Here is a 10,336-nt window from a genome sequence, read left to right as displayed (position 1 = left end):
GAAGTAGTGGTCGAAGGAGCGGTTCTCCTGCATGAGGACGACGATGTGCTCGACGTCCTCGATCGACCCGGTGCGGTGGTTGGCCGGCAGGGCGGCGGCGCGCTGGATGCTGGCGGACAGGGCGCTGAAGGCCGTGGTGGCGCCCGCGAGTTGGAGGAAACGGCGCCGGTTGGCTTCGGGCATGTGGGACGGACCTCTCGTCTCGAGGTGCGGGGCGGCCGGAGCGTGACGGAGTCTGCGCGGAAGGAGTGTTTCAGGGGCACCGAACGCCAGGGAAGGGGCGCATGACGGGGGTGTGAAAGTCGCCGGTACGCAGGATGCGGCAGCGCGCTCCCCGTGAGGGGCCGGGTCGTGACGGAGACGCGGACGGCGCATTCGTGCCGACCACCGCGGGCCGGTTGGCCGCCTCCGGCGTCGCGACACTGTTGGCAAAGACGCTGCGCGACGGGCAGAAGAACGGCACCGCGGCCCGCTCGGGGTCCATCACGGCGCCCCGGCCGCGATCATCCCGCCGGGCCCGGGTCCTTGCCTGGCGGGATGAAGGCGTCGGCGCCATCGGCATCCTCAACATGCCCCTGGGCATCGACCGTGATGGCCGTCGCCCGCCCCTGCGACGTGATGAGCCAGGCCAGCACCTGTTCCGTCAGCGGCGTTCCCCCTGGACCCTCGTCCTTCCAGTGCACCTGCCACCCTCCACCAGGCACCGCGGCCACGACCTGGTCGGCTCGCTCCAGATGGGAGAAGTCCTCGTAGTCCGTCACCGGACGCAGTGCGCCGCGCTTGGGATCGACGACCAGAGCCGTCCCGGTCGCCTGGTCCCAGCCCTCTACACGCACCATGCGGCCGATTTCGGTGTCGGTGCCGCTGAAGATCGCGGTCCAGCCGGTCTGATTGAAGTAGCGAAGAGACACCGCCTGATCATCTCGAACAACGACACTCGCGCCTCACGGGTCCCCTTGCTCTGCACGTCATCCGTACGCGGCTCTGCACATAGGCGAGCACGCCGACACAGGTCGTCGCCGATCCCACCGGCAAGCTGCTGTGGATTGCGCCAGCTCTGCCCGGCCGCACCCACGACCTGACCGCGGCCCGCGCCCGTCGCATCATCCGGACCTGCGAACGCCAAGGCGTTCCGGTCCTCGCCGACCGCGCCTACATCGGCGCCGGCTCCTGAGTGACCACGCCGATCAGACGCCTCCCGTACCAAGACCTCAACCCCACCCAGCAAACGATCAACCACTGTCAGCCGCACGAACCCCGGTCGGACGAACCCCGGTCGGACGAAGCGTCGCGAGGCTGAAGTCCTGGCGGATCTTCCGCCGGGCCCGCTGCAGCCCCAACCGCAGGTCCGTCATCGCCGCCGCCGTCCTCACCCTGAAGAGGCAACGCTGAAAATGTCGCGAACGTCGATGGAAAGGTGGTCTTCCTCGACTTCCATTCGGGCAAAGGCCATTCCAGCGCACAGGAAGTACCGCGACTACTACGTGATGAGGACCAACTGACATGCTCGGCCCGGAAGAAGCCGAGCGCAGGGCTGCGGAGTTCCTCACGGAGAAAGCAGAGCATGGGGGCCGTCCTCCAACGTGAGGATCATTCCGAGTACTGCTTCACGGACAAGGGACCTGCTCTGAGTTCGAGCAAGCGGGTCACCCTGGTGAAGTAGCGCAATTGCCGTGCCTTCTGGTCTCAACGGCCGAGTGAGCACCGCTGCAGGACTACTGGAAAGGCACGGCAGTCCGCACGCGCGGAGTTCGGCCCGGGTGATCGCGACGCTGTCGCGTGCGGGCTTTGGCCGTCGATCAGCGGGGAAGTCTGGTCGGCCATGAGGCGCGCCCGGGGCGCGTGCCGCGCATCGTGCCTCATGGCAGCGCCTGGCGGCGTCGCGGCCGGAAGCCGCAAGGACGGCGTCCCGGCCAGCGGGGCGGCGTTTGGCCGGCGGGTGTCATCGATCGGAATTGTGGCTGCTGTGTCTTCCGACGTCAGAGCGGTGTCCTGGCGCATCGTGCCGGCCGTACGGCCGGCGCCCTGTGACCTGAAAGCCTTCCCGCCCGTTGAGTGAGAGCAATGCCAGTACCCCGTCTTGAGCGGAGTATGACCGGCTGCTCGCATCATGTGAACGGTGAGGCGGATGCGACGAAAGTACCGGGGCGGAGGTGGGCCTCTGATGGCTTGTGAACCCCGTTGTGACGGGGGAAACGGCACGTCTAGCTTGGTGCACTGCGCCGGCGTCGCCCTCGATGGTGTGGCGCGCCGGCTCAGGTATCAGGCGGGACAACCCGCGCTCATCGAGAGCACGTTCATCGACGAAGGGATATGACGATGGCTTACGAGCGTCCCACTCTCACCAAGGTCGGCGGCTTCCAGAAGGTCACGGGCCTGGCCGGGACGGGCAGCCCCGACCTGCTGGGCGGCCACAGCCTGCTCTGACCTTCTCCCGCCGACCCGCTGATTGGCATGTGCACGTAATTGGCTGGGTTGGTCGAGCGCGTGGGCGGCGCCGCCGGTGCCGCCCACCTGCCTGACCGCACACCGCCGACCGTCCCCGACCGGAAGGACCCGCCCATGGTGACCGGCCCGTCGTCCACCGCCCAGGCCTGCTGGTTCCTGGTCTTCCCGGACACCGATGCCGTCGCGTCCCTCGCCGCGCGGGCCCGGCCGTGCGCGACCCGGGAGATTGCGCATCCGTCGGGACGGCCCTGGCTGATCGGCCGCTGGCCCGACCACGCCCTGACGGCGGTGGCGTGCGGGCCCGCCCGGCTGGCCGTGCTCGGACAGCACGCGGTGACCGAGGAGGAAGCGGAACACGCGGCCTGCGCCGGATCGCTCGAGGCCGCCGACGCGTACGCGAGCAGATGGGCCGGCAGCCACCACCTGATCGCCAGTCTCGACGGCAGGACGCTGGTCCGCGGCACCGTCACCGGCATCCGCAGCGTCTTCGCCGCCCAGGTGCCCGGCACCCACGGCGCCCACCTCGTCTGTGACCGTGCCGACGTCCTGGCCGACATGGCGGGCGCGGACCTGGACGAGGCGCGCCTGGCCGTGCACCTGCTCAGTCCCGGAATCCTGCACCCGCTGACCACCCAGACGGTCTGGCGCGGCGTCGACGTCGTCCCCGGTGACCGGCGCGTCCTGCTCGACCGCGACGGCCGGCTCCGCACGAGCCGCTGCTGGAGCCCGCCCCCGGCCGAACTGCCGCTCGCCGAAGGCGCCCGGCTGCTCCGGGAGCGCCTCGCCGACGCGGTCGCCGCACGGATCACGGGCCGCGAACTCGTCAGCGCCGACCTGGGCGGCGTCGACTCCACCGCGGTGGTCGCCACCGCCGCCCGCACGGGCGCGAAGACCGTCGCCTACACCGCCGCCGTCCACGACGTCCTCGGCGACGACGTCGCCCATGCGCGCCGCACGGTGGAGGCGCTGGACGCGGTGGAACACCATGTGGTGCCCGCGACCGCCGTACCCCTGACCTTCGACCGCGTCGACACGCTCGACGACGACCTCGACACCCCGTCGCTGTACGCGGTCAACCGCCATCGGCGGATGTACATCATCGAGCGGGCCGCGGAGCGCGGCTCCCCTGTGCACCTGAGCGGAATGGGCGGCGACGAACTGTTCAGCGGTGCCTCGGCACACGTGCACGGACTGCTTGCGCGCCATCCCCGTACGGCCTGGCGGCTCGCCCGCGGCTTCACCTCCCGGCACCGCTGGTCCCGCCGCACAGCCATCGCCCAGCTCCTGGACCGCCGCCCGTACGGCTCCTGGCTGGCCCGGGCCGCGCACGACCTCACCCTCCCCCAACCCCCCATGTCGACCCCGCTGTTCACCTGGGGCACCCCGCCGCGACTGCCCCCGTGGGCCACCAGGCCCGCCGTCGAGGCCGTGCGCGCGCTCATCCAGATGCAGGCCAAGGACACCGAGCCGCTCGCCCCGGGCCACGGCGGACACCGGGAGCTGGCCACCCTGCGCACCCTGGCCCGCTTCGCCCGGCACGTCCAGCAGATGTCCGAGCCGCTCGGCGTGACCTTCGCCGCGCCCTACTACGACGACCTGCTCGTCGAAGCCGCCCTCGCCGTCCGCCCGCAGGAGCGGGTGACGCCATGGCGGTACAAGCCGCTGATCGAGGAGGCCATGCGGGGCGTCGTCCCCGACTCCGTCCGGCACCGGACCACCAAGGCGCACGCCGCCCTGGAGGAGGAGACCGGACTGCGCCGCCACCGCTTTGCCCTGCTCGCCCTCTGGGAGGACTCCCGCCTGCGCGAGCTGGGCCTCGTCGACGAGGCGGCCCTGCGCGACTGGTGCCTCCGGCCGCTCGCCGCCGACCTGGAGAGCGCGCTGCTGCACCCGACCGTCGGCTGCGAGGTGTGGCTGCGCGCACGCGAACGACGCCGCGGCCCGCTGCGGCCGGCGCACACCGACACAGGAGGTATCACAGCATGACGATGACCCTGCGCCCCGGAGTGGTGACGGCCGACACCGAGTACGGCATGGCGCTGCTCGACCAGAACAGCGGCGAGTACTTCACCCTCAACCCCACCGCCGCGCTCATCGTACGGACCCTGCTGGACGGCACGAGCAGGCAGCAGGCGGTGACGACGCTCACCGACCGGTACGACGTGCCCGCCGAGCAGGTCGAGGAGGACATCACCCGCATCCTCGAGGAGCTGCGCGCCGCAAGGCTCCTGGCCGCCTGACCCGGACCACCGCAGTCCTTCACCGCTCCAGGCCCCGCCCCGCACGTTCAGTCCCGTCCCGTCCCGTTCCGTCGCGTCCCGTCCCGTTCCGTCCTCGTCACGGAGGCATCGCCACAGTGTCCACCTCACAAGTCGTCCCCCACGACCCCCGGTCGGTGCCCCTCGGTCCGCGGCTGGTGACCCGGCTGGCCGTCGGCTGCGCCCACCTCCTCGCCCGGCAGCCCCCCGCCCGCATCCGCACGGTCCTGCTGCGGCTGCGCCCCAGAGCCCGGCCCGCGACCCTCGCCGAGGCCGCCCGGGCACGGGAGACCGTCCTCGCCGTCAGCCTGGCCGCCGGCGGCCAGCAGGGCTGCCTGCCACGTTCCCTGGCCACCGTACTGCTGTGCCGGCTGCACGGTCAGTGGCCGACCTGGTGTGTCGGCGTCCGCACCCAGCCGCCGTTCGCCGCGCACGCCTGGGTGGAGGCGGACGGCGTCCTGGTCGGCGAAGGCGCACCCGCCGACTACTTCCAGCGGTTCATCACGGTGGACTGAGCCACAGCGCGTCCGCATTGCCTGCGGTGATCCCCATGCGTCCCGTGATTTGGTACCGGCTCGCCGCTGACCACGCAGCACATCCTGCTCACCGTTGGTGCGGCGGGGGCGGGGCAGGACCGTGTCCTGCATGGTGAGGCGGAAGAGCCGCCGGCAGCAGCACAGAGCGGCCGCCAGGGCCGAGAAAGGCCGGGCAGGTACGGGCATCGCGTTCGTGACAAGGACGCAAGCACCGGTAGCCCCGGACAGACACGGCACGGTGCGGGGCCCGACGACCCAGCGGCGGCGGTCCAATCATTCGCCGCACTCGACGCCTTCACGTGCGAGCCGTACTCCGATGCGCCGGCCGTGTCACCGTGCACGCAGCTCCGGCGGTACCTCCCGTCGACACCGACGCCTACGTCGGCGGGCGTGCTGCTCCAGCGGGCGCGGCACAACGGACACAGCAGGCGGATGCCGTACCCGACGGATCCGCCGACCAGCTCGAGCAGCTGCGGGACGAGTTCCCGCAACCGGGACACGGCGAGGCAGGCGGCGAGGCAGGCGTGTGTCTCCCCGCGTTCGCAGATGACGAACCCGCCGGGCCCGCCCTCGACTTCGTTGGCGCCGGGTCAGCTCCTGATGAAGTCGAGGAGGTCTGCGTTGACGGTGCCGGCACTGACGGTACACACACCGTGCGACAGGCCCGGGCAGACCTTCACGTCCCCCTGCCCGGCCAACGTGAGCGCTGACCGGGCGAAGTTGGCGATCAGGACGCTTAGAGGTCGTCGGTGAAGTCCGTCTCCGCGAACGCTCTGATCCCCTCGTGATGCGCCGGCGCGCTGCCGGCCACCCCCTGGCACCACCCGTTCCGGATGACGCTCCGGGAGACGTCCGCGCACGGACGGTTGAACCGGAAGCGGTCGGTAGCCACGCGGCGGGACCGCTGCGAGGAGGACGGCCCCGGCAACCCGGCCGGCACCGCGCCCGGTGATGTACCGGGCGACCTCTCCACCACCCGCGCGACCACGCGACCACGGGACCACCGGGCCACTGTGGCGGCCTTTCGCCGCGTAATCGTCCATGTCGTGCCCGTGGCCGGCCTGGGCGCAGCGCCCGTCCCCCGCGGCGGTCGTGGGCGACGACGCGGTAGCCCCGCCGCACGAGGAACAGCAACTGGGCATCCCAGCCGTCCGAACTCAGCGGCCAGCCGTGGCGGAACATGACCGGCCGGCCCGAACCCCAGCCCTTGCAGAAGATCTCGACTCCCTCGCCCGGTGGTGACCAACGGCATGGTCCGCTCCTCGCAGTCCCGCCCGCCCGGGTAGCGGGCGGAATGCGATGTCTCCACGACAACGGCTCGGCCACCGGACCGACAGCCTCCGTCAACTGACCGGCATCCGGCCCACGGCTCACTTACGTCACTACCGGGGCTGGTGTCGAGACCCGACCGGCAGCTCTCACAGCCCCGGAGGGGATGGACGCGCTGGTTGCCGGTGGCTCTCGGCGCTCGTTCCCGAGGCGCGTTTCCAGGCGAACTCAGCCGTCCAGCCCAGCCTCCCGCTTACTGGCCCTAACAAAGCCTCTGGACGTGCCGGTGGGTGATCAGGCAGACGGCGAGTCCGAGGAAGGCCTCGTGGATGTCGTCGCGTCGTTCCCACCGGATGCGTAGGCGGCGGAAGCCATGCAGCCAGGAGATCGTCCGTTCGACGACCCAGCGGAAGGTGCCCAGACCGGTACCGTGCGGCTGGCCACGCTCGGCGATCACCGGGCGGATCCCGCGCTGCCGCAGAAGCCGGCGGTACTTGTCGTGGTCGTAGCCGCGGTCCGCGAAGAGCATGTCGGGCCGCCTGCGCGGCCGGCCCACGGCTCCCGCCACTGGCGGGATCTTGTCCAGCAGCGGCAGGAGTTGGGTGACGTCGTTGCGGTTTCCGCCGGTCAGCGACACCGCGAGCGGGATGCCCTGGCCGTCGGTGATGATGTGGTGCTTGCTGCCCGGCCGTGCGCGGTCGACCGGGCTGGGTCCGCTTTTGGGCCCCTGCGTGCGGCCCGGACGTGGGATGAGTCGATCACCGCCCGGGACCAGTCCAGCTGGTTCTTCGACCGCAGCTTGTTCAGCAGCAGCTGGTGCAGCTTCTCCCAGACTCCGGCCTCGTTCCAGGCCGCCAGACGCCGCCAGCACGTCATGCCCGAGCCGAAGCCGAGCTCCTGGGGCAGGTACTCCCACTGAATGCCGGTGTGGAGGACGAACAGGATCCCGCACAACGCTTGGCGGTCGGGCACCCGCGGCCGGCCTTCTACCTGCTTCGGCGGCGGCTCGGGCAGCAACGGCTCGATGAGCGACCACAGTTCGTCCGACACGATCCACGGCCGCGACTGACGCTTCCCCATGACCACATCAACGAACGATCAAGCAGACAGTCACATGATCAAACAGCTTTTGTTAGAGCCAGTTACGCCGCCGCAGCGGGCGCGCTCACGCACCGGCTCGGCCCAGTCGGCGCAGCGGATCACGATCAGCGGCAGCAGACCGGGGCAACGCGCCGACCGGCGCACCGCCGCCTCGCGGACCCGCCCGTCCCGGTGGCACAAGGCGAGCGCGAGCCGAGACTCACCCAGATGCGTCAACTCGGCCGGCAGCGGATCGGTGTGCTCCCACTCCGGCAGAAGCCGCGACCGGCACCAGGCCACCCCCCGCACTGCCGCATCCAGCACAAGCCAGTCACCGGCCTCGGCGCCACCCAACACCTCCCGCAACGGCGCACCTCCCGCCAGACGCACCGCTACCGCTGTCCCGCCCCTGAGGTCCTCACGCACCCCCGCCCCCCCGTTCACCCGGCCCTCCCGGGGATCGTAGGGCGCGGGGTCCACGCGGGTCGCGTGAAATACCGCTGATCCACCTGCCGTGGCACGCCCGGCCACCCCGGAAACCTGCCGCCCTTCCGCCCACCGGACCCCGGCGACCCCCTCACGGCGGCAAAACTCAGCAACACGGCAGGCGCAGCGACCGCTGCCCGTGGTCCGAGGCCCCGTTCAGGCCACGGTGCCTGTGGGGTGCATGACGAGGGTGTGGGCGGCTGCATTCCACTGCCAGATCTCGGTATCCGTCCATAGTGGCGGCAGGTCGCGGTGCTCCCGGCACGAGACAGTCACCGGTTCGTCAGTCCAGTCGCCGAAGGTACCGTCCGTACGGACCGGCACAGCCCAGTGCCGCACGGAGGAGGGCAGTTCGTCGTAGGCCTGCTGCGGCAGGTAGGCGACGACGCCTCCGCCGCCTTGGAGCATCTTGTCGCGGGCCACGACGACGCCCCAGGGCGGAAAGCCACGGTCGGCAATCAGGTGAGCTAGGTTCTGTCCGGCGGATCATTGACGGAGCCAAAGCCGGATCGCAGCGGTGGTAACTGTGCCGTGGAAGACGTAGGCCCTCTTGTCGTAGCGGGTCGCGACCGCGCGGGAGTTCTTGAGCCGGTTGATGGTCCGCTCGACCTCGTTGCGGTGTCGGTAGTGGTCGCGGTCGAAGCCGGTTGGTCTGCCGCCTGCGCTGCCCCTGCGGTGCCGGTTGGCCCGCTGGTCCTTCGGCTCCGGGATGGTGTGCCGGATGTGGCGTCTTCGCAGGTAGCGGCGGTTTCGGCGGGAGCTGTATGCCTTGTCGCCGCTGACGTGGTCCGGCCTGGTTCGGGGGCGGCCGCCCAGTGGGCGGGGGACCCGGATCTGGTCCAGGACCTCGACCAGTTGCGGAGCGTCGCCCCACTGGCCCGGTGTGAGCAAGAGGGCCATGGGGCGGCAGCCGCCTTCGCCGGCCAGGTGGATCTTGCAGGTCAGGCCGCCCCGGGACCGTCCGAGTCCCTCGTCGGGGCGGTGGTGCCGAGGCGTCGTCCTTATTTCGGGACCCGCGGTCGCATCTTGCGGGTGCCGGCCGCGTGCTGATGGGCCCGGCAGGACGTCGAGTCGACACCGATCATCGACCAGTCGATCCGCCCTGCGAGGTCGGCGTCGGCCTGGACCGACTGCAGGATCCGGTCCCAGGTTCCGTCCGCAGACCAGCGGCGATGCCGTTCGTAGACGGTCTTCCACGAGCCATAGCGTTCCGGCAGATCACGCCAGGGGACACCGGTCCGGATCCGGAACAGGATCCCGTTGACCACCGTGCGGTGGTCGTTCCACCGGCCGCCCCGGCCACCCGCAGGCGGCAGATGTGGCTCCAACAGCGACCACTCGCGATTCGTCAGATCCCCCCGACCCATGACCCAACCAACGAGCGACCGGTCGGAAAGTCACATGATCCGCCGGACAGTGCCTAGGGCCCGCCGGTCAGAGCTGCGAACCTCCGGTGGCGTCGAGGACCTGCCCGGTCACCCAGCGGGCGTCGTCGGAGGCAAGGAAGGCCACCACGTCGGCCACGTCCTCGGGGCGGCCCACCCGGCCGAGGGCGGAGAGCTCGGCCGCGGATCGTTCGGCGGCCTCGTTGCCGCGTAGCCAGGAGGCGTTGATGTCGGTGTCGATGATGCCGGGCGCGACGGAGTTCACGGTGATTCCGCGAGGGCCGAGGGCCTTGGCGAGGGTGAGGTTGAAGGCGTCGATCGCCCCCTTGGTCATGGCGTACGCGATGATGTCGGTCAGGGCGATCCGCGTCGCGCCGGAAGAGACGTTGACGATCCGCCCGCCGTCGCGCAGCCGCTTCAGCCCCTGCTGGGTGAGGAAGAACGGCGCGCGCATGTTGACGGCGACGGCCTCCTCGAAGGCCTCGGCCGTGGTCTCGTCGATCTCGCCGCGCGGGGTGACGCCGGCGTTGTTCACGAGGATGTCGAGGCCGGTGCTGGTGGCGTGTTGCCGTACCTGCCGGTCGAAACTCTCCCAGAGGGTCGCCACGTCCCCCTCGACTCCCAGCTCGGCGTGGACCGTGAAGGCGGTACCGCCCTTGGCGCGGATGCCCTCGACGACCTCGTCGGCGGCCGCGGCGTTGCGTCCGTAGTGCACAGCCACCGTGGCGCCGTCAGCGGCGAGCCGCTCGGCGATCGCCCGGCCGATGCCGCGGCTGCCTCCCGTCACCAGTGCCGTCCTGCCCGTGAGCGCACCCATGGTCTCCCCTTCTGATGCGTATGTGTGCTGCGCGTACAGACCTTCTGTAGCGTTGAC

General features: G+C 70.8%; 11 protein-coding genes and 2 pseudogenes. 5 read left to right on the top strand and 8 right to left on the bottom strand.

Translation table 11 applies throughout. The features are described from left to right. Together ACP7TJ_RS32130 and ACP7TJ_RS32125 are read right to left on the bottom strand one after the other, a co-directional pair. On the bottom strand, nucleotides 1-183 hold a 183-nt coding region (locus ACP7TJ_RS32130; RefSeq protein ID WP_427767229.1), incomplete at its 3' end, for an alkaline phosphatase family protein. 320 nt (nucleotides 184-503) lie between these two features. After that, nucleotides 504-911: a hypothetical protein gene (locus tag ACP7TJ_RS32125; protein WP_427761557.1), complete on the bottom strand. Its 408-nt coding sequence runs from the start codon at nucleotides 909-911 to the stop codon at nucleotides 504-506. Between the two features lie 98 nt (nucleotides 912-1,009). Here ACP7TJ_RS32125 and ACP7TJ_RS32120 point away from each other — a divergent pair. From ACP7TJ_RS32120 to ACP7TJ_RS32100, 5 genes and pseudogenes are all read left to right on the top strand, one after another. Next, nucleotides 1,010-1,392 (top strand): annotated as a pseudogene (locus ACP7TJ_RS32120) (transposase family protein); the annotation flags it as partial. Between the two features lie 927 nt (nucleotides 1,393-2,319). Further along, entirely contained in the window at nucleotides 2,320-2,427 is a 108-nt protein-coding gene (locus ACP7TJ_RS32115) for a keywimysin-related RiPP (protein ID WP_167745171.1), read from the top strand. 135 nt (nucleotides 2,428-2,562) lie between these two features. Further along, the gene (locus tag ACP7TJ_RS32110; RefSeq protein WP_427761559.1) at nucleotides 2,563-4,434 is read left to right on the top strand and encodes an asparagine synthase-related protein; all 1,872 of its coding nucleotides are present in this window, start codon (nucleotides 2,563-2,565) and stop codon (nucleotides 4,432-4,434) included. Further along, nucleotides 4,431-4,688, top strand: a complete 258-nt coding sequence (locus ACP7TJ_RS32105; RefSeq protein ID WP_246532203.1) for a lasso peptide biosynthesis PqqD family chaperone — start codon at nucleotides 4,431-4,433, stop codon at nucleotides 4,686-4,688. The genes ACP7TJ_RS32110 and ACP7TJ_RS32105 overlap by 4 nt, the downstream gene beginning before the upstream one ends. Before the next feature lie 116 nt (nucleotides 4,689-4,804). Beyond that, entirely contained in the window at nucleotides 4,805-5,221 is a 417-nt protein-coding gene (locus ACP7TJ_RS32100) for a lasso peptide biosynthesis B2 protein (protein ID WP_427761561.1), read from the top strand. Between the two features lie 611 nt (nucleotides 5,222-5,832). Here ACP7TJ_RS32100 and ACP7TJ_RS32095 read toward each other — a convergent pair. From ACP7TJ_RS32095 to ACP7TJ_RS32070, 6 genes and pseudogenes are all read right to left on the bottom strand, one after another. After that, nucleotides 5,833-6,494, bottom strand: a pseudogene (locus ACP7TJ_RS32095) (alpha/beta fold hydrolase). A gap of 279 nt (nucleotides 6,495-6,773) precedes the next feature. Then, a protein-coding gene (locus ACP7TJ_RS32090; RefSeq protein WP_427767226.1) for an IS5 family transposase occupies nucleotides 6,774-7,591 on the bottom strand; the annotation gives its coding sequence in 2 pieces (ribosomal slippage) (nucleotides 6,774-7,240 and nucleotides 7,240-7,591; 819 coding nt in all). Between the two features lie 30 nt (nucleotides 7,592-7,621). Next, nucleotides 7,622-7,957, bottom strand: a complete 336-nt coding sequence (locus tag ACP7TJ_RS32085) for a hypothetical protein (protein WP_427761563.1) — start codon at nucleotides 7,955-7,957, stop codon at nucleotides 7,622-7,624. A 276-nt stretch (nucleotides 7,958-8,233) separates the two neighbouring features. After that, nucleotides 8,234-8,500 (bottom strand): hypothetical protein, encoded by a 267-nt coding sequence (locus ACP7TJ_RS32080; protein WP_367544257.1) that lies wholly within the window; start codon nucleotides 8,498-8,500, stop codon nucleotides 8,234-8,236. Between the two features lie 63 nt (nucleotides 8,501-8,563). Continuing rightward, nucleotides 8,564-9,444 (bottom strand): IS5 family transposase gene (locus tag ACP7TJ_RS32075; RefSeq protein WP_385997844.1). Its coding sequence is split into 2 segments (ribosomal slippage): nucleotides 8,564-9,081 and nucleotides 9,081-9,444, totalling 882 coding nucleotides; the frame shifts between segments, so codons are not numbered across the junction. Nucleotides 9,445-9,511: 67 nt separating this feature from the next. After that, a complete protein-coding gene (locus tag ACP7TJ_RS32070; protein ID WP_427767223.1) occupies nucleotides 9,512-10,279 on the bottom strand; it encodes an SDR family NAD(P)-dependent oxidoreductase in 768 nt (255 codons plus the stop codon). Between the last annotated feature and the right edge of the window lie 57 nt (nucleotides 10,280-10,336).

The sequence above is a fragment of the Streptomyces sp. DSM 41931 genome, assembly GCF_050271085.1.
Lineage (GTDB): Bacteria > Actinomycetota > Actinomycetes > Streptomycetales > Streptomycetaceae > Streptomyces > Streptomyces albogriseolus.
This window is presented reverse-complemented; position numbering and strand designations above follow the sequence as displayed.